The organism is Sphingomonas sp. BL-S-29 (assembly GCF_055521495.1).
Window position 1 is genome coordinate 249,422 of the sequence record NZ_CM145482.1, and the last position, 20,028, is coordinate 269,449.

The 20,028-nt window shown below is 64.0% G+C and carries 19 protein-coding genes; 3 read left to right on the plus strand and 16 right to left on the minus strand.

The genetic code is table 11. The annotated features are described in order from the left end of the window. Positions 1-113 precede the first annotated feature (113 nt). The 5 genes from ACZ1I2_RS01150 to ACZ1I2_RS01170 form a co-directional block, all read right to left on the minus strand. A complete protein-coding gene (locus ACZ1I2_RS01150) occupies positions 114-1,793 on the minus strand; it encodes a ParB/RepB/Spo0J family partition protein (protein ID WP_465175396.1) in 1,680 nt (559 codons plus the stop codon). Positions 1,794-1,878: 85 nt separating this feature from the next. Continuing rightward, a complete protein-coding gene (locus tag ACZ1I2_RS01155) occupies positions 1,879-2,301 on the minus strand; it encodes a DUF2958 domain-containing protein (protein ID WP_465175395.1) in 423 nt (140 codons plus the stop codon). Beyond that, positions 2,298-3,266: an ArdC family protein gene (locus ACZ1I2_RS01160; protein ID WP_465175394.1), complete on the minus strand. Its 969-nt coding sequence runs from the start codon at positions 3,264-3,266 to the stop codon at positions 2,298-2,300. Before ACZ1I2_RS01160 ends, ACZ1I2_RS01155 begins: the two co-directional genes overlap by 4 nt. Positions 3,267-3,730: 464 nt before the next feature. Continuing rightward, positions 3,731-3,925, minus strand: coding sequence for a hypothetical protein (locus ACZ1I2_RS01165; protein WP_465175393.1), 195 nt, complete (start codon positions 3,923-3,925; stop codon positions 3,731-3,733). A gap of 85 nt (positions 3,926-4,010) precedes the next feature. Then, positions 4,011-4,283 (minus strand): hypothetical protein, encoded by a 273-nt coding sequence (locus tag ACZ1I2_RS01170; protein ID WP_465175392.1) that lies wholly within the window; start codon positions 4,281-4,283, stop codon positions 4,011-4,013. 78 nt (positions 4,284-4,361) lie between these two features. Here ACZ1I2_RS01170 and ACZ1I2_RS01175 point away from each other — a divergent pair, with 78 nt between their 5' ends. Then, positions 4,362-4,589, plus strand: coding sequence for a helix-turn-helix transcriptional regulator (locus tag ACZ1I2_RS01175; protein WP_465175391.1), 228 nt, complete (start codon positions 4,362-4,364; stop codon positions 4,587-4,589). Between the two features lie 59 nt (positions 4,590-4,648). On the opposite strand, the gene ACZ1I2_RS01180 is transcribed toward ACZ1I2_RS01175, so the two are convergent. The 7 genes from ACZ1I2_RS01180 to ACZ1I2_RS01210 form a co-directional block, all read right to left on the minus strand. Beyond that, entirely contained in the window at positions 4,649-5,032 is a 384-nt protein-coding gene (locus ACZ1I2_RS01180; RefSeq protein ID WP_465175390.1) for a DNA -binding domain-containing protein, read from the minus strand. A gap of 166 nt (positions 5,033-5,198) precedes the next feature. Next, a complete protein-coding gene (locus ACZ1I2_RS01185; RefSeq protein ID WP_465177203.1) occupies positions 5,199-5,378 on the minus strand; it encodes a transcriptional regulator domain-containing protein in 180 nt (59 codons plus the stop codon). A 16-nt stretch (positions 5,379-5,394) separates the two neighbouring features. After that, positions 5,395-6,231 (minus strand): phytanoyl-CoA dioxygenase family protein, encoded by an 837-nt coding sequence (locus ACZ1I2_RS01190; protein WP_465177202.1) that lies wholly within the window; start codon positions 6,229-6,231, stop codon positions 5,395-5,397. Positions 6,232-6,257: 26 nt separating this feature from the next. After that, the gene (locus ACZ1I2_RS01195; protein ID WP_465175389.1) at positions 6,258-6,863 is read right to left on the minus strand and encodes an acyl-homoserine-lactone synthase; all 606 of its coding nucleotides are present in this window, start codon (positions 6,861-6,863) and stop codon (positions 6,258-6,260) included. Positions 6,864-6,934: 71 nt separating this feature from the next. After that, the gene (locus ACZ1I2_RS01200) at positions 6,935-7,615 is read right to left on the minus strand and encodes a helix-turn-helix transcriptional regulator (RefSeq protein ID WP_465181555.1); all 681 of its coding nucleotides are present in this window, start codon (positions 7,613-7,615) and stop codon (positions 6,935-6,937) included. 207 nt (positions 7,616-7,822) lie between these two features. Then, positions 7,823-11,257 carry an indolepyruvate ferredoxin oxidoreductase family protein gene (locus tag ACZ1I2_RS01205; protein ID WP_465175387.1) on the minus strand — a complete coding sequence of 1,145 codons (3,435 nt, stop codon included), beginning with the start codon at positions 11,255-11,257 and terminating at the stop codon, positions 7,823-7,825. Between the two features lie 29 nt (positions 11,258-11,286). Further along, on the minus strand, positions 11,287-12,426 hold the full coding sequence (locus ACZ1I2_RS01210; RefSeq protein ID WP_465175386.1) for a YkvI family membrane protein: 1,140 nt from the start codon (positions 12,424-12,426) through the stop codon (positions 11,287-11,289). Between the two features lie 291 nt (positions 12,427-12,717). Here ACZ1I2_RS01210 and ACZ1I2_RS01215 point away from each other — a divergent pair, with 291 nt between their 5' ends. Further along, positions 12,718-13,803 (plus strand): Leu/Phe/Val dehydrogenase, encoded by a 1,086-nt coding sequence (locus tag ACZ1I2_RS01215; protein WP_465175385.1) that lies wholly within the window; start codon positions 12,718-12,720, stop codon positions 13,801-13,803. Here ACZ1I2_RS01215 and ACZ1I2_RS01220 read toward each other — a convergent pair. From ACZ1I2_RS01220 to ACZ1I2_RS01230, 3 genes are all read right to left on the minus strand, one after another. After that, positions 13,800-14,177, minus strand: a complete 378-nt coding sequence (locus tag ACZ1I2_RS01220; protein WP_465175384.1) for a hypothetical protein — start codon at positions 14,175-14,177, stop codon at positions 13,800-13,802. The genes ACZ1I2_RS01215 and ACZ1I2_RS01220 overlap by 4 nt on opposite strands. 150 nt (positions 14,178-14,327) lie before the next feature. Next, complete coding sequence (locus tag ACZ1I2_RS01225) at positions 14,328-15,623, minus strand: peptide MFS transporter (protein WP_465175383.1); 1,296 nt, start codon at positions 15,621-15,623, stop codon at positions 14,328-14,330. Then, positions 15,620-16,612 (minus strand): dipeptide epimerase, encoded by a 993-nt coding sequence (locus ACZ1I2_RS01230; RefSeq protein ID WP_465175382.1) that lies wholly within the window; start codon positions 16,610-16,612, stop codon positions 15,620-15,622. The genes ACZ1I2_RS01225 and ACZ1I2_RS01230 overlap by 4 nt, the downstream gene beginning before the upstream one ends. A 462-nt stretch (positions 16,613-17,074) precedes the next feature. Here ACZ1I2_RS01230 and ACZ1I2_RS01235 point away from each other — a divergent pair, with 462 nt between their 5' ends. Further along, on the plus strand, positions 17,075-17,752 hold the full coding sequence (locus ACZ1I2_RS01235; protein WP_465175381.1) for a helix-turn-helix domain-containing protein: 678 nt from the start codon (positions 17,075-17,077) through the stop codon (positions 17,750-17,752). Between the two features lie 112 nt (positions 17,753-17,864). On the opposite strand, the gene ACZ1I2_RS01240 is transcribed toward ACZ1I2_RS01235, so the two are convergent. Then, positions 17,865-19,859: a serine hydrolase domain-containing protein gene (locus ACZ1I2_RS01240; protein ID WP_465175380.1), complete on the minus strand. Its 1,995-nt coding sequence runs from the start codon at positions 19,857-19,859 to the stop codon at positions 17,865-17,867. Positions 19,860-20,028: the final 169 nt, after the last annotated feature.

Consider the following 20,028-nt stretch of genomic DNA (forward strand, 5'->3'; position numbering starts at 1 on the left):
AGCGGCACCGGCTGGCTCTCCCGGGCAGGCGCGGGCAGCGCCAGCACCGCGCCCGGCGCTGCGGGGTCCGGCTCGTCGTCGGTGCGGCGCGCCGCCTCGACCTTGGCATGGGCCTAGACCGTGCCGACACCGCCGCGCGTAGTGTAGGCGGACGGCGGGAAGGCCATCCAGCGCGGCACCCAGTTCTCGACCTTGGCGCGACCGTTCCCGCCCGCCAGATGGTCGGCGACGATCCGCTTCAAGGTCTTGCCCTTCTCCTTGGCATTGGCGGCGGCGACGGTTTCGCCCGCCACCTCGGCGACGATCCGGGTCAGCACTTCCCTGTCGCGGACCAGCTCGAAAAAGGCGTCGTCGGCCTGCCAATAGCGGGCCATGTCGATGCCGATCGTCATGCCGACCGCCTCGACGGCGGCGCTGCCAGCGGCCAGCGTCTCGCCGATGACGATGACGATCACGTCCATGACGGCGCGGTCGGGCAGGTCGAGCAGGCGGAGGAACACACCCGCCAGACCATAGTCGTCGCCATTGCCGCCGGTCACGGTCGGCTCGTCGGGGGAGAAGCCGAGCAGCGCCAGCACCGCCCGGCGCTTCTCGTCGAAATCGGCCTCGCCCCGGCACGTCTCGACGCTCTCGCGCACCTCCTCGCCGCGCGCGGTCTGCGGCTCGGGTTTCACGCTCCACAGATGCGAGCCGGTGATGGCGTGTGCCACCATCAGGCGCAGCGCGACCTTGGGATGGCCGGTCAGCGCAGCGCGCACGGCGGCATGGCGATGCAGGTCGATATAGGTCTGCATCGTGCTCGTCACCTCGGGTCGCGCGGGCTTGATGCCGGTGTCCGGTGCCTCGCCCCGTTCGAGCCGCTTGGCCTCCTTCGTGGTGAGATAGCCTTCGTGGAAGGTCACCTCGCCGCTGGTACGCACATCGACATAGACGCGTCCGCCCTTGCGTTTCGGGGCCTTGGTGAACTCGTAGACGTGGAAATAGGTGTCGGGCGGAACGACCACCACGTCCGACCATCCGGCCTCCAGATAGCCCTCGCTGCGCTCCGCGATCACCTCGTTCTGCGCGGTCCAGAACGCATCGCTGTCGGCGAAGAACTGCTCCTTGCCGAACAGGTCGCCGATGATCTGGCCCTTGTATTCGGACAAGTCGAACAGCGCCTTGTCGGTGCTGATCTCCTGCCCGCCGAACAGCCATGCCTTCAATTGCCGTCCGGTGGGGACATAGGCGTCGGGATCGTCGAACAGCGCCAGCCATGCGCGCTGCTGGCTCTTGCTGGCGAGGGTCAGATGCCGGACGGTCGCCGCGTCGATCTTCTCCTTGCGGTAAAGATCGCGGATGCGCGGCATCAGGTTGCCGAGCGCGAGAACGCGCCGGACCATCAGGTCGGGAAGCCCGAAGGTCGCGGAGATGTCCTCGATGCTGCGGCCTTCCTTCGCCAGCCGGACGAAATTCTCCCATTGCGTCACCTCGTCGGCGTCGAGCCGCGCCATGTTTTCGATCATCGACGCCTCGATGGCGTCGGCATCGTCGCCGTCCTCAAGGATGGCGCAGGGCAGCGGCTCGCCCTCGCCCTTTTCCTCCGCGATGATCTTCGCGGCGGTGAAGCGCCGCGCGCCCGCGACGATCTCGAAGGCGTCGGGGCCGCAATTCGGGCGGACGATCAGGGGCACGAGAACCCCGCGCTTGCGCACGGTCGGAAGGATGTCCGACACGTCCGGGGCCTTCTTCGCATAGCGCATGTTGGCCTTGCTGACGGACAGCTTGCCAAGGTCGATAAAGTCGAGTTTCATCTTACGCACTCCGTATGGAGTGCCGGTCCGTCGCTCTTTCCGGGATGGCGGGCCGGCTACTCAAGCGGCGAAAACGCGCCGCGCGTCATCCGCCAGAGGGCGGAAGCTCGGGGCCGTCGCCGCCTCGGGCGGCGCGGCGGAGAAGGGTTTCGGCCCACAGGATCGACCCGGCGCGGCGCGCCCATACGGCCCATGCCGAAATCGGATGGATGCTCTCGAACGACAGGTCGCGCTCGATCCCCATCCCGAACGGCAGGCGGACGCTGGCCATTTCGGACAGGCTGAACACGCCAAGCTCGGGGCAGCCGAAGCCAAGGTCGGCAAGCCCGAACAGCGTGTCGCCGTCGTCGTAAAGCTCGGTCGCCAGCCATGTCGCCGCGCCAAGTGGGTTGAAGAATTTGACGACTGGCACCGGGTCGGGTTCGGCCTGTCCGTCAATCGCGGCGGCGCGGCGGTTGATCTCGTTCGCGCGCAGCGCGAAGCGAAGCTCGGGGGTGAGGAGGATCATGCCGCAAGCCTCCCCTCGGCGCTGGCGTCCTGCGCCTCGCGGTGGCGGGAGAGCAGCCAGTCGGCGGCCTTGCTGGCGGCGCTCGCCGCCCGGAAGATCGCGCGATTGTCCTCGCGCAGCACCTCCAGCCACGATGCCAGATAGTCGGCGTGGCGGACGGTCGGGACGATGCCGAGCGCGGCGCAGAGGAAGGCCGATCCCATCTCGGCGACCAGTTCCTCGCGGGCATAGTCCTTGCTGCCGAAGCTGTTGGTCAGGTTCCGCGCCAGCCGCACGGGATGGCCGGTGGCATGGGTCAGTTCGTGCAGGCAGGTCCGGTAATAGTTGATCTGCTCGTAGAAGGCGGGCTGCGGCGGCACCTGCACGAAATCCTCGCTCGGGACATAGAAGGCGCGGTCGCCGCCGATGCGGAAATCGACGCCCGATGCGGCAATCACCTCCTCGGCGACGGGCACGACCTCGCGCTCGGGAAGCGGCGCGGGATCGGCGGCAAGGCCGGGCCGAAGCCCTTCGCACTGCGCGACATTGAACACGGTGAAGCGCTTGAGGAACGGCACTGCCTTGGGGTCGCCGCCCTCGCGCGCGGCGCGTTCCTTCTCGGCCTCGGGAGTGAAGCGGTCGGCATAGACGACGGTCACGCCATGCTCGCCCTTGCGCACGCATCCGCCCGCGTCCTGCGCCTGCCGGAAGGTCAGCCACGATTGCGACGGCCAGCCGCGCTCGATGACCGCCCCCCACAGGATCAGCACGTTGACGCCCGAATAGCTGCGCGCGGTGAGCGCATTGCGCGGCAGGCCGGGGCCGGTTCCGCCCGTCCCTCCCCACGGCTGGACCCACGGGAACCGCCCGGCCTCAAGCTCGGCGACGATCCGCGCGGTCACCTCGTCATAGAGGTTGGCGCGACCCTCGTTGCGGTTCGGTTCGGCACCCTCGCGGCGGGCACGGCGGCTGGTGGTCTTGCGCATCGCTGTCCTCCATCGCCACCCGAAAAGCAGCAAGCCTCCCCGGAAGGCGGGGGTGGGCGGCGAGACGCGACCAAGAGGCCCGGCTTCGAGCGGGCGAAGACACCGTCAGGGCGGAACGGATGTGGAGCACCCCGAAGGGGTTGGCTTCGCCCGCGACGGGCCTAGCCGGGAGCGCCGCCCGCACCCGCCGTACCGGGAGAGGCACAGACAACGCCGCCGCGCGGGAGCGCGGCGTCAACAGCCGCGCCAGCGATCGTGACCGGATGGCCGAGACCCGAAAGGGACTCGGCGGAGACCGGCGCCTTGGCGGCGGTCGAAGTAGAGCGCGGTCGCACGGACGTGCGAGGCGCCGGTTCGCGTCTCGTCTTGAATTGACCCGGAGAGCGTTGGCGAGGTGTTTCGCGGTTACGCGCGAAGACTCAGGTCCGATCAATCCGCAGGAAACGCCGCGCAATACGGGTCGACTATTGAACCGTTGGACTTGATCCCAGCGAGAGCGCGACGGCATTCCGGATGACGAACCATTCCGACAATTGCCCATAGTCGCGCGCGGCGGTCAGCACATCGATCTTGTCCTGGAGGAAACGCGCAACATCATCGCCATGTTCGGCGATCAGGTCCCGGGCGATCAGAAAGACCCTTGCTTCGTCGCTATCCACGACCCCGGGATAGCTTCAATTCATTGCCGATTCCATCGCATTGCTCCCAAGCCGCAGTCGCATGGGTCTCCGGGCGCCGGCGCTATTAGACTATGGATTCTGACCTGCGCTCGTTGAACGCATCGATCGCGATACCGAGACCATCACCGACGATCCAGCGCGCCCGCTCGAGATGCGAGCGCCAGCAGGCCTCCGCGTCGCATTCAGTGACATCGAGCCGCATCAGCGACGTCGCCGTGTCCTGCCACGCCTGGCCAGCGTCAGCCGCCTCGAGCAGGGCCGCGTAGAGCGCTAGGTGACGGCGATCATAGTCGACCACCGCATCGCCTTCTGGCGCCCTTCGTTCGACCGCGATCACTCCGCCAGACCTCCGTTAAATCACACTGACGAGTATACTCCGTGGATCATCACTCGACAATGACGTCCATCATGGCTGGTGTCGAGTCGAGACAATCTTGCCCGCAATCTCAAAGCGCTGAGGACGTCGAAGGGCCTGTCCCAGGAAGCCCTGGCCGACGCGGCGGGGATCGACCGAACATATGTCAGTGCGCTCGAACGGCGAAAATATAGCCTCAGCATCGACCGGCTCGATCAATTGGCCGCATCGCTTGGCGTCGAGCCCCACATTCTCCTGATGTCCGAGACACCGCAGTCCGCGGGTTGAAGGCGGCGCTCAGATTGAACGTCGATCGCTGCAAATCACATTCATAATGGATGTAATTGTCACGCGCAGCGCGGTCGACCAAATAAAGCGCCGGCCGGACCGGCGCGGATCATCCGGTCGCCGGCTATGATCATTCGCCGCACTAGCGATTTCCGGTGTTCACCGTCTCCAGGCCAGGCGCCAGGGCCAAGCAGCGTGCCGGCGATCTCCCGCAGGCTGGCCCCGGCGTCGCGTGCGTCGACGGCCTGCAAGGTGAGGAGACTGCGCGCTAGTTGACCTTGCGGCCGTATGGCGGGCACCGGCCCGCGAAGCGCCCGCACCGCCGATAACTGCATGCCGAGACGATCGTCATCGGGCAGATCGAAACGAAGCGTTACCGGCCCGGCTGTGACCGTCCCATCGATCACGTCAAGCCGGATGATCTCGCTGCCACGGTCGATCACCAGATGCTCGCAACGCGGTCCCCGCACCACGCGCACATCGGGTGACTGCCCATCGAACAACCGGGCGTGACCACCGCATGGCTGCATGGCGCGGACGGCGAGTACGCGCGGGTCTACGGCCGCCGACCAAATCGGCAGCACACAGGCGCACGTCCGGGCCGGATCCTCAGGGAAAGTGCAGCCCCCAACGCACGACGAAGTCGGCATCGGCTGCCACGCCGGTCGGCGGCAGGGCCGGCAGACCGGCATAGGCCGCACGGTAGGCCGGGTCGCGCCGAAGCACTTCCCAGGCGAGCGCGCTGCGTCCTCGGCGGACAATCGCCTCATAGGCGGCGGAATCGGGCATGCTCACCGTGCCGACCTCAGCCGGGCTCGCCCATCTGCGACCGGACGAACATCGCGGCAGCCTCGGCCTGGTCCGGCCGAAGCGCATCGACGGCCGGAAGATGGTCCGGGACATGGTCGCCGAGCAGGATCGACGGGCATTGCCCCTCGACGTTGCCGAGGTTGGGCCGATGCTGGGCGTAACCGACGAGCGCGGCCAGTTCCGGCGAGAAGTGGCGCGCCACCTGCGGCGGATAGACCAGCCATTGCAGCTCAAACGGCTTCAGCCAGCCGAGGCAGTAGCTGATGACGATCCCCCGCCGCGGTGCGGCGCTGGCATTGCCGCCGCCGCCGTGGAGGGTGGAGCCGAGGAAGATCAGGGCATCGCCCGGCGCCACCGTGGGCACGACCGACTCCTCTTCGGGCAGGACAGGAACGTCCTGGTCGAACTGGCTCCCGGTCCACAGCCGGGTGCCGCCATTTGCCCGCGTGAACGCGGTCAACGGCCACATGACATTGACGAGATATTCGAGGCCGCCCTTCGGGCCTTGCCACATATCCTGGTCGCGGTGAGGCAGCTGTGGCAGCGCGCCGGGATGTATCTCGATCGCCTGGGTGAGGTTGAGCGCGATCCGCTCGCACCATGGCAGCAGCATCTGCTCGACGATCTCGAGGACCAGCGGATGCATCGCCAGCCGTCCGATCGCGGGCGAACGCGTCAGCAGCGATCCGAAGCGCTTGGTCCGCTCTCCATAGAAGGCGCCTTGGCAAAGCGGGGTCGCGGCGAAGCGAGGGTTAAGATCCGCCGCGATTCCGGCGATCAGGGCAGGCTCGACACCGCGCCCGAACACGCACCAGCCGTCCCGCCCGAGCATGCCGACATGGCGATCAACCGCGGCGCTCACGCCGGCACCTGATCGAGCACGGGAGAATAGACGCCGGTCCAGCCAAGCCGCTCCGGTGTGTCCGGCCGGACATGGATGAGGAAGGCGCCGATCGGCCCGCCCGGAATTCGCACTGCGGGGCCGAGCGGCTCGGCCTGCCAGCCCAGCGACAGTACTTCCTTGCGGAACGTGTCCGGGATAACGCCGGTATAACGCTCGATGCCACGTTCGAGCGCGACGTCGACCATCGCCGAGAACAGCATGTTGCGCAGCTCGCGGCGGCGCTCGGCGCCGTGTCGCTGGGGCAGGCAGAGCCGCGTGCTTTCCCACGTCGCTTCGTCGACCGGTACGCCCAATGGGCAGAGGTGAGGGAACAGCGTGCCGAGCATATGTGGCCGGGTGCTTGGAAACAGCCGGATCGAAGCCGCATGCCCGCCTTCCTCGTCGGCGACGATCAGATAGACCGTGTCGGCATTGTCGAACTGGTCCATTTCGTACTGGTCGTCGATCACCGGCACGTCCCAGCCAAACAGGTCGATGAAGAGACGCTTGCGATCGGCGAACATGGACTGGAGCAGCGGAAGGTTCCGTGGCGCCAGATGGTTGTCGATGATGTGGATCATGGGGTGCTCCCGGCTCGTGTTTCCCGCACACGAAGGAAGCAGCCGCGAGCTCACTGAAATAGACCGAGTGATTACTCGGGTTGACGGCTCCGGAGTTCGTCCAGTCCGACCTCGCCCGCCAGGACCGCGCTCACCACCAGTTCGGTACGGTCATGGGCATCGAACAAGCGGCGGGCTTCGGTCAGATAGCCATCCACGGTTCGGGGCGTCAGGGACAGCGCCCGGGCGATCTGCTTATTTGAAAGCCCACGCCCGGCAAGGATGACACAGTCGCGAGGACGCGGGTGCAATCTCGGCAAGGCTGGGACGACTGACACTTCTCCCAACACCATCCGCCGTGCGGCCTGGAACGCGAAGATGCCGATCATCTGCGCCGCACCAAGGTAACGATGCGCGCGCTCGGGGCGGAGCATTCCAGCGAAGGTGCAGGATCCCATGCGATCACCGAGGCGGACATAGGGCACAGTGATACCCTCATTCAGCCCTTCGCGCGCGCCAAGCTCGAAGCTGGCGCGATCGTGCCGGTCCAAGCGGATAAAGCGGGAAAGTTCGGACCAGAGAAAGGCGCTATCCGCGAAGATGCAGCCCCGGATGACGGGATCACGGCGATACCGATGCTGCCCGATCAAACGTTCAGTGATCGCCGCGGGATAATCCTTGAGATCGACGCGGTCGGGGCTTGGCACCCGGAGGTCGTCGTGATGGATCAATGCATAATGGCGAAAGCCCATTTCGAGCGCGACCGCCTTCATGAGTGCTTTGAGCTCGGTTCTTGACACAGTTGCCCGCAGCGCGCTGACGATCGTGCTGGTCAGCTCAAGGCGGAACGACGTTCTCTGCCAACGAGGAGTAGATGGCATCCGTTCAAGTCCTTGACCCCCTCGTATCCGATTGGACCCCACCCTTGGGCCCGCCAATGTATCCCCGCGCCGAATTCAAAGCGGCTTGTGGAACAGCGACTAAAGCTGCGCCTGCTCTTTTCGCGACGGCAAGGAATAATCTGCGAGCTCCGAAACCTCGTCCATGACGGCCAGCACCTTTGCTGCAATATCGTGCTTTACAGGGCCAAAGCCGCGGACCTCCATCGGCAGCTCCGCCAGGCCAACGAGCTCCTCCAGAGTGTCGGCGGTGAGAGCTTCGGTCGCTTTGGCGATCCGCGCGAGAAAGGCCTCTCTGAGTTTTCGTTCGACACGTCGTTCGGTGGTGCGACCAAACGGATCGAAGGGAGTCTCGCGCAAGCCGCGGCACGCCGCCAGGACGCGCAGCACCGGGAAGATCCACCCGCCAAAGCTCATCTTTCGCGGACGCCCGGTCAATTTGTCCATGCGCGCAAGCAAGGGAGGCGCCAGCTGCAATTTCATGCCGCGTATGCCTTCGAACTCCCGATCCAGCGCAGCCCGGAAGCTACTGCCGGAGTACAGGCGCGCGACCTCATATTCGTCCTTATAGGCCATCAGCTTGTAGGCCGACCGCGCGACAGCCCAGGCAAAGGCCTCGCCGCCCTCGACCGCATTCGCGGCTGCGCAAACCTTCACCATCAGCGCGTGATATCTGTCCGCATAAGCGCGGTTGCGATAGGCGGTCAGATCGGCGGCACGCCGGTCGATAAAGTCCGCTAGGGTTTGCGGAGCGGGATCTTCAGCGTCTGTTACGGCCGCCGCCCGTCCTGCCGCGAAGGCCTTGAGATTGGCTTCCACCGAGACACCGTTGAGGCGGATCGCCTGCTCGATAGCGCTGCGCTCGAGCGGGATCGCCCCTTGCTGCCATGCAAAGCCGAGCAGGAGCATGTTTGCGGCGATCGTGTCACCGATAAGCGCCTGAGAAAGCTGGGCCGCACCCAACAGGTGCGTCGGGCGACCAGCCAGTGATTCGAGCTTGGCAACGAGGTCGGCCCCGGGAAGGCGGGCGTCGCGAGCGCTCTGAAAGTCGGCGGTTGCGGTCAGATCGCTATTCGCGACAATCGTCGTGCGCCCGCGCGCGATAGTTGCCGTCGCCTCGGCCTGACCGGCGGCGACGAGATCGCAGGCCAGTATCAGGTCCGCTTCGCCATGCCCGACACGCGCCGGCGTCACGGCGTCGGCTGTCGCTCTCAGGCGAACATGGCTGAAGACCGCCCCGCCCTTCTGACTGAGACCTGTCATGTCGTAAAGATTGGCGCCGAAGCCTGCGATCCGCGCCGCCATGCCCAGAATCGCGCTGACCGTTACGACGCCGGTGCCGCCGATGCCTGCAATGACCATATCGAAGCCGTCGCCAATCGATCGGATCGGCGGCTCCGGTGGCTGTGCAGACGCCGCAGCTGCCGCCTGGTGCCGACGCGGCCGCGCGCCTTCAACCACCACGAAGGACGGGCAGAACCCTTTCTGGCAAGTAAAGTCCTTGTTGCACGCGGACTGATCGATGCGCCGCTTCCGGCCGAGTTCGGTTTCGAGCGGCTGGATCGCGAGGCAATTGGATTGAACGGAGCAGTCGCCGCACCCTTCGCAGACCTCGGCATTGATGAACACGCGCCTGTCCGGGTCAGGAAACCGATCGACCTTGCGCCGTCGACGCTTCTCTGCAGCGCAGACCTGATCATAGACGATCACCGTAACGCCTGGCGTCGACCGCAACTCCTCCTGCACCTCAGCGAGGGCGTCGCGATGACGCAGCTCGGTTCCGGCGGGCAGGCTGTCCTCGCCCGAAAAGCGGTTCGGGTCATCGGAAAGGACGACGGTGCGGCCCACGCCCTCGCCCAGTACCTGCTGCACGATGCGCCCTACGGTCAGCCCTCCCTCGACCGGCTGACCGCCGGTCATGGCGACTGCGTCATTGTAAAGTATCTTGTAGGTAATGTTGGTGCGCGCAGCGACTGCGGCGCGGATCGCAAGCGACCCTGAATGGCTGTAGGTGCCATCGCCGAGATTCTGGAAGATATGGGGTATGTCGGTAAAGCGCGAAAGGCCGATCCAGTTGGCACCCTCCGCTCCCATTTGTCCCATCGGGAGCGGATTTCGCTCCGGATGAAACATGACCATGCCATGGCACCCGATTCCGGTCGCACCGAAAGAGCCCTGGGGTACCTTGGTGGAGCTGTTGTGCGGACAGCCGGCACAAAATGCGGGGCGACGCACGGCAATCGGTTTTTGAGCCGCGCTCGCTTCAAGCATCGTGCGGGCGCGGGCGCCGGCTTCTGCAACGCGGGCGCAAAGGCGCTTGTTTGTCAGCACATGCTGAAGGCGTTGGGCAAGCACCGCAGCGATCAGTGGCACGCTGAGCGGCACATCAGACGGCAGGAGCGGCAATCCTTCGGGATCCGTCTTGCCCGTGATGCGAGGACGGGTCGGCAGATTGTAGAACGCCTCGCGCGCCTGAGGCTCGGCCTGCGCGCGTTTCTCCTCGACGAAGAATATCTCCCGAGCAGCCGCAGCCACCGGCACCATGCCAACCACGTCGAGCGGGAAGGTAAGGGCGATCTTGTAGACGCCGATCCTTGCGCGTTGCGCGGTCGCCTCATCGATGCCGAGCATCTGCAGCGCCGCCAGGACGTCAGCATAGGGCTTGCCCGCGGTCGCGATCATGAAGTGCGGCCGGTCGCTTCCGAAGGCGACCCGATCCAGCCCGTTATGGCGGGCGAACATCTGCGCTCGCGGCAACTTCTCGCGTTGCAGGCGCATATCCTGGTCGAGCATCGCCAGAAGCTCCCGCCGCAGATGCACACCGCCAGACGGCGAACTTACAGGGGGCATGGTGAAGCTGGGAGGTTCGCCGAACGTGAGGACGCCGGTCGCCTCGGCGGTTTCGTTGACCAGCTTGAGCCCTACCAGTGCGCCCGAAAAGCGGGACATGCCAAAGGCAGCGAGACCATATTCGAGGATTTCGCCGATCGTCGACGGGTAGAGGATCGGCACGCCCCAGCTCGCGAGGGTAAGCTCGCTTTGATGCGCCGTGGTAGAAGATTTGCCGGCATGGTCGTCCCCGAAGGCAAGGACGATGCCGCCGAGCGGCGAGGTCCCGGCGAGATTGGCATGCTTGATCGCGTCGCCCGACCGATCGACGCCTGGCCCCTTGCCGTACCAAAGGCCGAACACGCCATCGACGCGACGCCCGGGCAGGAAATCGAGTTGCTGGGTCCCGGCCAGCGCGGTCAGCGCGAGATCCTCGTTCACGCCGGGTTCGAAGATGATATCGTGCGCCTCCAACTGCTTGCGCGCTTTCCAGAGTTCGGCGTCGAATCCCCCGAGCGGCGATCCGCGATACCCGCTGATATAGCCGGCTGTGTTCAACCCCTGCTGGCGATCCAGCGCACGCTGGATCATCGGCAGGCGTACGAGCGCCTGACGGCCGCTTACGAGCGCCAGCTCCCCGTCGAGCCGATATTTGTCATCAAGTGTCACTGCGTCTGGGGCAGCCATCACATTCTCCACTGGGGGTAAGTCAGCCATCAGTGCACACCGTGCGGCGGCAGGCTGGATGGTGGCATGCGCCCGCGCGCGAGGCGCCACAGCCCGAGCGTCATCAGCGGGAGCACGTAAATCAGGAGGAATGCCGCAGCGAGCCAGCTATACCCCTGGGCGATAAGCGCCACGAGGCCATAACGACCGGCGACAAACACCGAGACCGCGAGCACGCCGAGCGTAAGCACCACGCGCGCGCCCGGCGTCAATTCCGCCCCGCGCCGCGCCTTCCAGACAGTGGCTACGCGCTCGTTGATCGAATGCACGCCGCTCACGGCGCTTTCGAGCAGCGCTGCGAAAATCATGATCTGGAAGAGGATGCGGAACCACGGCAGATTGAGCCGCTCGAGGAGAAAATCCGACGGTAGCGCCTCGTTCGCGATGCCGGGGAACCAGGTCACCATGGGGATGAAGAAAAGGATCGCGGGCAGCATTGCGAGCGGTCCCGCGATCATGCCGGCGATGACCGCGTCGCGTGTCGAGGTCAGATGCCGTGTGACCGGCAAGATAACGATCGCACCGATAATATTGTAGCTCGCATAGGTGATGCCGCCCTTCGCCCAGCCGGACTGCCAGCCTCCTGCCTGAAAGGCGCCGACGATCCGGTCGCCATAATGGGTGAGCGACAGCACAACGAAGGCCGCATAGGTGCCATAAAGCAGGATTGAGACGTATTTGAACAATCTTTCGACCGCGTGATTGCCCCAGGCTGTCACGGCTGCAATCATCACTGTCAGCAGCAACGCCCCCGCCAGCTCCGGCCAGCCAAAAAGGCTGTGCCCTATCGCCCCCGCCGCCGCCGCATAGACAGCCAGGATGAGCATGAGTGCGAGGAACCAGGCAATCTCATAGGTCGGCCAGAACGGGCCGAGCAGATTGCTGAAGAAGGTCCTGTAATCCTGGCTTGCGGTGCGGTGCGCGAAGGCAAAGGTGGCAGCGCAGACCACGCTCCAGACCGCCATCGCCAGCAACATCGCCGCCAATCCTCCAATTGGCCCGCTGGGCACGAAAAAAGTCGCGAGCTCGCGGCCGGTGGCATAGCCGCCACCGATCACCGCCGCCTTGAAAGCCAGGCCGGGCAGCAGAAAGCGCGCGAACCGTTTTGTGCGAGCCACATACCCTCCCAAACACGGGCGGTCGTTCCCGCGCCCGTTTTTTCGACATAGCAACAATTTCCCTTATAGCAAATGGATCAATTACGGCGATCTGGGCCTGCGCAGCTCAGGGGCGACGGCTGACGGAATGCAGCGGCCATCTTTACCTATTCAATTGACAATACACCATTTTATCACACGTATAGCGATATCGACTCGACCAATGAGCCCGACACAGCCTCTCAGAAAAACTTTCAGCACTTTTCCTGTGAGAAAAAACGTGCTTGGTGATGAGGCGCACCGAAACAAGCGAAGGACAATTGGATGAGCATCTGGGAATCGCCCGAGTTTGACGCCCACGAACAGGTCTGCTTCTTCTCCGATGAAGAAACCGGGCTACGCGCGATCGTCGCGATCCATTCCACAAAGCTTGGCCCGGCAGCGGGGGGAACCCGATTCAAGGCCTATGCCCATGACGCCCTTGCCGGCGATGATGCGCTGCGCCTCTCCCGCGCGATGTCCTACAAGTCCGCGCTCGCCGGTCTCCCGGTCGGAGGCGGGAAGGCCGTCATCATCGGCGATCCCGCGCGGATCAAGAATCGGGAACTCCTCCACGCCTATGGGCGGTTCATCAACCGCATTGGCTCTCACTTCGCGACCGGCGAGGATGTCGGCATGTCGGTTGCCGATATGGACATTGTCAGTGAAGTCTCGCCATTTGTCGGGGGTACCACCGCGGGCAACAGCGATCTCGCCGCACACACGGCGACCGGTGTAATGCACGGTTTGCGCGCGGTGCTCGAGACGCGCTTCGCGCGGTCCGATTTCACCGGCATGCGCGTCGCAGTACAGGGTCTCGGTGCCGTTGGCTGGGGCGTGGCCGAGCGGCTCCATGAAGCGGGTGCCGAACTGGTCGTCGCCGATATCCGGGCCGAACAGGTCGAACGCGCCGTCCAGCAATTCGGCGCTGCGACGAGCACGCCCGAGCACATCCATGCAGCGGCGGTAGACATCTTCGCGCCCTGCGCGCTTGGCGGCGTGATCAACCTGGAAAGTGTGCCGGAGATTCGCGCGGGTGCTGTCGCCGGCGCTGCGAACAATCAGCTCGCATCAGCCCAATCAGGTGAGCTTCTTGCGGCGCGGGGCATCCTGTTCGCGCCCGACTATGTCCTCAATGCCGGCGGTATTATCAGCGGTCTCGCGGCAGCGAGCGCCATGCCGGGTCGCGCACGCCTCGACTTTCCCCCGATCGAGCAGTCGCTCGCCGCCATCCATACGCGACTGCTCGAAATTTTCGCACGCAGCAGTGCCGAGCTTCTTCCACCCGAAATTGTGGCGGAGAAAATGGCTCGGGAGATCATCGGAAGGTCTGATACCGGTCGGCCGGCAGGCGAGCTCGTCCGGGCCTAGGGTTGCTCGTGCGAGGCCGGGAATAGCCATGTCTCGGCCTCGCGCAGCGTCTCGAAGATCCCGACATTTTTCTCATCCTCGACCAATCGCCGCATCTGCATGCGGGGCAGCGCGGTGTCGATCGCGATGGCCACCCGTTCCGCCTGGAGTTCGCGGGTGCTGATCATGGCCTTGAGCTCAGCCACCACCTGCTGGCTTTGCGGGACGAAATGCGTGGCATCGATGAGCAGCAGATGTTCGCCCGACCTGACGCCAAGTTTGCGCGCAGCCTCCTGCTCGGCTGCGTAGAAAGCCGGAACCTCATCCCTCGACAGGAATCCGGAAAGGACGGCCACAATGAGCTTGCGGGATCCGTCGATCGAGATCGTAAACATATCTGGCCCCTTCTCTCGCGATGTCTCTAGGTTTGGCGGATACGACGAGCCCGACGGTGTCGGGGATCAATTGCCGTCAGTCCGGTGATCGATCGCCATCCGCGGCTGAGCGTCTCCCGCACCCTGTAACGGTCGGTGTCATGGCAGGTCTCAGGCTGCACGCTCAGCGCTTCTCCCCCAGGGCAGCAACAGCAGCAGCAATGTCATCGCCAGCGCCACAACGCCGGCCGCGATGAGGAAAAAGGCACCGTGACTGAGCGGGCTCCAGAGCGTTCCCAGCCATCCCGCGAAAAGATTGCCGAGAAAGCCTGCCGAAAACCAGATGGCAATCGTTGTCGCACGCAGCCCCTCCGGCGCGAGGCGGCCGAAAAGGCCGAGCCCCACCGGGAGAATGAGGAGCTCGCCAGCGGTCATCACGATGAGAAAACCGACAAGCCACAGCCATGATGCCTGCAGGGTGCGGATTTCAGCCCAATGGGCGACCATCGCGACCATCAAATATGCTATGGCGACAACGGCAGCGCCCATGGCCATTTTGGCAAGCGAGGAAGGCTCTCGCCTATGTTTCGCTCGCCGCGTCCAATAGGCCACGAGCAAGGGGGTAAGCAGAAACACCATCAGCGGGTTGAGCGACTGGAACCATGTCACGGGGATTGTCCACGAGCCCGCCACGACCCGGTTGACGCTCGTATCGGTCCATAGCGGAATGGTGTTGCCGAGCTGCTCATAGGCGCCGCGGAAGATAACGATTGCCGCTGCGATCGCCGCCAATAGCAGAAAACGCTGCATCGGCCTTTCGACTGTCGGTGTGGCCGACCGCACCAATGCGGACCTTGGCTGATCCGGAGGGAGATACCGTGAACCGGCAATATAGGTGACCAGGCCCACGATCATTCCGATGCCGGCGACAGTGAAGCCCCAGTGGAACCCGCACAGTTCGCCTATGGTACCCACCACGACAGGAGCGGCAAAAGCGCCCAGGTTGATGCCGACATAATAGACGTTGTAGGCAGATTTTCGCCTCGGATCGTCGCGCTCATAGAGGCCGTCGATTTGACTGGGGAGGCTGGGCAGGTAGAGCCCGTTCCCCAGCGCGATGGTAGTCAGCGCAACGAAAAACAGACTTTCAAACGCCATCATGAAGTGGCCCAGCGCCATGATCGCGCCACCGATCAGGACAGCCTTATGTCGCCCGAGCCAGCGGTCGGCGATTATTCCGCCCAATATCGGCGTAGCGTATACGCCACCTGCATATACGCCATAAACCCACGAGGCGGTCACCTGGGTGAACATCAGATCCTTCGTGACATAGAGCACGAGCAGCGCGCGCATCCCGAAGAAGGAGAACTTTTCCCACATTTCAGTGAGAAACAGGATGGTGAGGCCCCGTGGCTGCCCAAACCAATCGCCGGTGGAAGGTGCGCGGTCCAAGCTCGAAGGGCTCATGCAGGCCATCCCCAAAGTGCCGGCGGGGCACTGACGAAACCATGTTCATAGATCACGCCGGACACCCGGTCGGCGCCGAGGAACAACGGGCCGTCGAGGTCCACCAGATCGCAAAGCTGCCCCACCAGCAGCGCAGGTGCCATCGCCAGGGAGGTGCCGCCCATGTTGCCCACCATGACTCCCAGGCCAAGGGCACGCGCCCTTTCGACCATCCGCAACGCCTCGGTCAGCCCACCGCACTTGTCGAGCTTGATGTTAACCACCTGAAAGCGGCCAACCAGCTCTGGGATATCACCGAGCGATTGAACGCTCTCGTCGGCGGCAAACGGGATTTTCGATTTGAGGCCGTCAAGCTCTCCCTCGCTGCCGATCTTGCAGGGTTGCTCGATCAAGGACACGCCCGCGTCGGCGAAGAGCGGAAGCATCTCGATCAGCCGCTCTCGTGAATAGCCCTGGTTCGCGTCGACGCCGAGCCACGCGTCCGGTCGCGCCGCACGGATCGCCTGGATACGCGCGCCGTCGAGCGGTTCTCCGGCCAGCTTGATCTTTATGGCTGTGGCGTCGCGATAGGCGCCCTGCGCGCGCTCGGCCATGGCGTCCGGCGCGTCCACCGCCAGCGTATATGTCGTGCGAAGCGGCCGGGGCGGGTCCATCCCTGCCGGCACATGCACGGGAACCCCGGAGAGTTTGGCCTCGAGATCCCACAGCGCGCAGTCGAGCGCATTGCGTGCCCCGCCCGGTGGCAGGAGCCCGAGCAACTCCTCACGGCCCGCTCCGGCCTCTATGGAAAGGCGAACCGACTCGATCTGCTCGACGAGGCGCGCAGGCGTGTCATTGTGGTAATAAACACCCAGCCCCTCGCCGCGTCCGACATGTTCACCTTGGCGAAGCGTCACCACGACCGGCTCAGGATCCGGCATCGAATAGCCGGAAATGACGACCGGGACCGCCAGCGCCCAACGCTCTACCACTACATCCAGTTGACGCATCAGAACGTACACGCTCGCAGATCGGACGCTCGCATTTCTTCCTCCCCGAATGGCAGCCTGACCAGGGCCCGCGCACTGCGCAGCACGTTGCCTGCGACCATCGCCTTCTGTCGTCAGCGCCATCAAAGGTGTCAATCAAAATATTCTGTGGAGAAATTTATCTCCGAATGTGAATATTTATGCCACAGGGAAATTGTACGCCGTGGCTGGCGCAGAGAGACCTGTCCGCGTCTGAAGCTGTGTCCTTCGAAATTGCGGTCAGTTGGATCACAGATAAAGACGCGTCCACCAGCGTAGCAGCCCGGCGTCGCTTCGGCGGGCGCTGAAATGCCAAAGACCGCGTATCGGCACGGAGACAGGCAATTCCCCAAGGGAAAGTTCGCGCCAATTGTTTCGCTATTGACAACACCCTCGCCCGGGATAGCTGAAGGCCAATGTTTTTCCGAAGCGAAAGATTGTGACATGAATGACCATGGCAGCCAGCCAGCGAGAATGGTGACGCCCGGAGCGGCACTCAAATCGCTGCGGACCGAGCGCGGCTGGACGCTGGCGCAGGTCAGCGAACGCACAGGCGTACCCGTCTCCACGCTGTCCAAGGTAGAAAACGGCAAGACCGAGTTGACGATGGATCGTTTGCTGCGGATCAGCGTCGCGCTCGAGGTTAACATCGCCGATCTGTTCCGCTCGCCCGCCGTGGACAGGGGCGGGACCGCCCGGAGCAGGCGCAGCGTGACACGCGTCGGCGAGGTCCAGGCGGTTCCGTCTCCTTATGGGGAGTATACCTATCACGCGCAGGATCTGCTGGATAAGCATGTTACCCCGATCATTGCGGAGATCCGCGCGCGCACACTCGCAGAATTTGGCAATTATCATCGCCATGTCGGCGAGGAGTATATTCTGGTGTTGGAGGGAGAGCTCGCACTCCACACAGATACCTACGCGCCGACCCATCTGAAGAAGGGCGATTCCATGTATTTCGACAGTACGATGGGGCACGCCTATGTCAGCGCCGGCGAGGGCCCCTGTCGATTGTTGTTGATCTGCGCGCCGGGCCAGCCGCTCGATCTGGTCGAAGCTCCTGGCGCGGGCTTCGATGATTTTTCGACAAAGCCTCAGAAGGATGGACTTTCTGTACGTTGATCGCGGGTTTTGCTGATCGCGGGAGACCGGGCGAACTCTTGCATTCGTGGCTTCAGGAAACACCCGCATCACCTCTGGTCGGCCAGGGGTCGATGCGGGTGCGTATTTCCACCTACAGTGCCAGGCTCAGCCCGATCAGGTCGAAGGCAAGCGCAACGTAAAGCAGCATCACCGCGCTGATCGTCATCAAGAGGCTCCAGATCCAGGTCAGCCTGCGCTGTCCCGTCATCTGCCTGGTGACGACCCACAGGTTCCAGGCCGTCACAGCGGCGGCTGCCGGAAATATGACAAGGCTCAAAAACTGGAGGATGCGGATCCAGGGATCGAGCGACGAGGTGAACGAAAACGCGCCGACAATATATCCCAGGGTCGCGAACCATATCAGCATCAAGGTGAGGCTCGCCGCACTCCCGACGCGCCCCCATAGACGCGCCCGTGCAACGCCCCCCTGGAAAGGAAGTGATGCTCCGTAGTGGCGGCGAACGAGCGCTCCAATGGGCCATTGCAGGGTCGTCAGCAGCAATATGCCCATGGAGACCAGCAGGGCAGGCAGCACCCAGGCGGCGCGACGACCGGCAGGTGTTGGCACAAAGGCGCCGGTCGGCGCTCTCTCATCGTCGCTCCACAGGACGACTTTACCGCCAACGGCCTTGGCCGCCAGCAGGGTCTGGCCGTTGATTTCGCGCCAGACGAAAGGTGCGATCTCCTCGAATGTTAGCGGCCGGCCGTTCAGGCCGGTAAGCGACGACACAGTGACCTGGCCCACGGCATCCGCCGTTACGGTCGTCTGGACGCCAAGATCCAGCAGCGATGCGTAACCCACCTGCCAGCGCTGGCTAGGACTATAGGTACCGGCGAGCATGCGCGCATGATCGAGTGCCATATCGGGCGCCATCTTGCCCTGCATGGTAGGACCGGGGAAATAGCGATCGACGAACGCAGTGCCGAGATCATTGCGTATGGCGCGGCCCCCCTCATTCTGCCCGACGCTGTTCACCAGGACGAAGACCCCGACATTCTCATCCGGAAGCAGTTTCAGCACGCTATGGAAGAACCGCGTGTCTCCCTCATGCCCGATGATGCGGTGTCCATTGCGATTCATGCCCCAGAACCCGAGCATCATGCGGTTGAGCACCGGACTTATCGTGGTGAGCGGCGTGTCATGCATCATCCGCGCCGTTTCGGGTTTGAGGATGCGCGCGCCGGCATATTCCCCGTTCTGGAGGTGCGCGATCATGAACTTTGCCATGTCGGCTGCAGTCACAGCAGCGGAGCCCGCTGGCCCGGGAAACATTTCATAGCGCATGGGAGCAGCTGATGCGGCCTGATACCCGCTGGACATTTGCGCTCGCAGCCCGGCGGGCAGCGGTTCGCGGAATGTCGATTGGCGCATGCCCAGCGGCTGGAAGATGTGCTGGTCGGTATAGTCTTCGAATGATCGCCCTGACACACGTTCCACGATGTAGCCGGCAAGTGCCGCACCATAGTTCGAATAGGATGGGACCTGCCCTGGCTCGTATATCCGGGGGGGAATTTGATTCTTGAGGAAGGCGCCCAGCGGCATTCGCCCCTTTGGATCGAACAGCAACAGATCCTTCAGCGCCTCCTGAAAGCCCGGCGTGTGGGTCATCAGATTGCGCATCGTTACCGGACGGCCATGGAATGGCGGAATCTTGAAATCGAGATACGCGTTGACGTCGCGATCAAGATCAATCCGTCCGAGTTCCACCTGCTGCATCACCGCTGTCCAGGTCATCAGCTTCGAGACCGATCCGGGCCGGAACAGGGTAGTGTCCGGGTCGACAGGACGACGATGCGCGATATCGGCGTACCCATAGCCCTTCTGCAGCAGAACAGAGCCGTCCTTGACCACCACCACGACGGCACCGGCCACGTCGCTGCGTTCAAGGCGGGTGGCCATGAAGCCGTCGAGCCATGTTTCAACATCGTCGCGGACCAGCGCGCGAGGGGCAGCGCTAACGGTTGCAGGGGGCGCTTTCGCGGGCGACGCGCTCCCACTGAGACGGGCCGGTTCCTGCTGGGCGATCGACGGCCCCGCCAGGACGCACAGTGCGACCACAGCACCTATCAACCCTCGAAAACGCATCGTCTTCCTCCCGCACGAAGCTACGATTCCGACGCAAGCGGGCCGTAGCAGCGAATTAGCCCTGCCTCCGAGCGTAGGCAGTGTTTTCTGTTGCGCAACAATTTTCTCATGGTGCATTACTGCCGCCACAGAAAATGTAAATTCGATTCCGACCTGGTCGAAACATGAG

Coding starts and splice junctions, on each gene's coding strand:
- ACZ1I2_RS01215 (WP_465175385.1), top strand. CDS start 12,718: ATGAGCATCTGGGAATCGCCCGAGTTTGACGCCCACGAACAGGTCTGC.
- ACZ1I2_RS01150 (WP_465175396.1), bottom strand. CDS start 1,793: ATGAAACTCGACTTTATCGACCTTGGCAAGCTGTCCGTCAGCAAGGCC.
- ACZ1I2_RS01230 (WP_465175382.1), bottom strand. CDS start 16,612: ATGCGTCAACTGGATGTAGTGGTAGAGCGTTGGGCGCTGGCGGTCCCG.
- ACZ1I2_RS01195 (WP_465175389.1), bottom strand. CDS start 6,863: ATGATCCACATCATCGACAACCATCTGGCGCCACGGAACCTTCCGCTG.
- ACZ1I2_RS01220 (WP_465175384.1), bottom strand. CDS start 14,177: ATGTTTACGATCTCGATCGACGGATCCCGCAAGCTCATTGTGGCCGTC.
- ACZ1I2_RS01205 (WP_465175387.1), bottom strand. CDS start 11,257: ATGGCTGCCCCAGACGCAGTGACACTTGATGACAAATATCGGCTCGAC.
- ACZ1I2_RS01160 (WP_465175394.1), bottom strand. CDS start 3,266: ATGCGCAAGACCACCAGCCGCCGTGCCCGCCGCGAGGGTGCCGAACCG.
- ACZ1I2_RS01235 (WP_465175381.1), top strand. CDS start 17,075: ATGAATGACCATGGCAGCCAGCCAGCGAGAATGGTGACGCCCGGAGCG.
- ACZ1I2_RS01155 (WP_465175395.1), bottom strand. CDS start 2,301: ATGATCCTCCTCACCCCCGAGCTTCGCTTCGCGCTGCGCGCGAACGAG.
- ACZ1I2_RS01190 (WP_465177202.1), bottom strand. CDS start 6,231: ATGCTCGGGCGGGACGGCTGGTGCGTGTTCGGGCGCGGTGTCGAGCCT.
- ACZ1I2_RS01200 (WP_465181555.1), bottom strand. CDS start 7,615: ATGAAGGCGGTCGCGCTCGAAATGGGCTTTCGCCATTATGCATTGATC.
- ACZ1I2_RS01240 (WP_465175380.1), bottom strand. CDS start 19,859: ATGCGTTTTCGAGGGTTGATAGGTGCTGTGGTCGCACTGTGCGTCCTG.
- ACZ1I2_RS01185 (WP_465177203.1), bottom strand. CDS start 5,378: ATGCCCGATTCCGCCGCCTATGAGGCGATTGTCCGCCGAGGACGCAGC.
- ACZ1I2_RS01225 (WP_465175383.1), bottom strand. CDS start 15,623: ATGAGCCCTTCGAGCTTGGACCGCGCACCTTCCACCGGCGATTGGTTT.